General features: G+C 66.4%; 1 protein-coding gene and 1 pseudogene. Both read left to right on the forward strand.

Features of this window, described 5'->3' with window-relative positions; translation table 11 throughout:
• Positions 1–400, forward strand: a pseudogene (locus tag JCM25156_RS19455) (deoxyguanosinetriphosphate triphosphohydrolase); the annotation flags it as partial.
• A 105-nt stretch (positions 401–505) separates the two neighbouring features.
• A partial coding sequence (locus JCM25156_RS32480; protein WP_148299435.1) for a hypothetical protein occupies positions 506–670 on the forward strand: 165 nt, incomplete at its 3' end.

A 670-nucleotide genomic window follows, 5' to 3' on the forward strand; every position in this document is an offset into this window, starting at 1 on the left:
CATAGACCTGATCGGCCAGACGCAGCGCAACCTGCAACGCCTCGCCCCGCGCAGCGCGGATGACATCCGCCATGCCGCCGGTCCCGTGGTGGCCTACAGCCCACAGACGGCGGCGGCCAATCTGGAAATCCGCAAGTTCCTGTACGCGCGCCTTTACCGGCACTGGCGCGTCAACCGCATGACGCGCAAGGCGCGGCTGACGGTCGAATCGATTTTCACCATCCTGTCGGAAAGTCCCGGCCTGCTGCCCGATGGCTGGCGTGAACTGGCGGTGGCGGCGTGTGAGGGCGGGGACAGGGCGCGTGCGTGCCGCGTGGTGGCCGATTATATAGCCGGTATGACCGATCGCTGCGCGATGGAGGAATATCGACGGTTGACGGACCTGTCCTCGCCGGGGTGAAACACGCGCAGCACGATCTCCGCCCGCCATGCCCATGGGCAGTCGCGCGGGCCCTTTATGCCGGACCGCAGGGTCCATTACCGTTTGTTGGGAAGCCGAAGCCGCATGTCAGACAGTCTGTTCGCCCGTTACCTCTCGCATGTGCGCGCCGCGCTGCGCCAGATCATGCCCGATCTGCCGGGCGCGATGCTGGAGCGGGTTGAAGTCACCCCCACCCGTGACCCCGCGCATGGGGATCTGGCCACCAACGCGGCGCTGGTCATTTCCAAG

The organism is Komagataeibacter kakiaceti JCM 25156 (assembly GCF_000613305.1).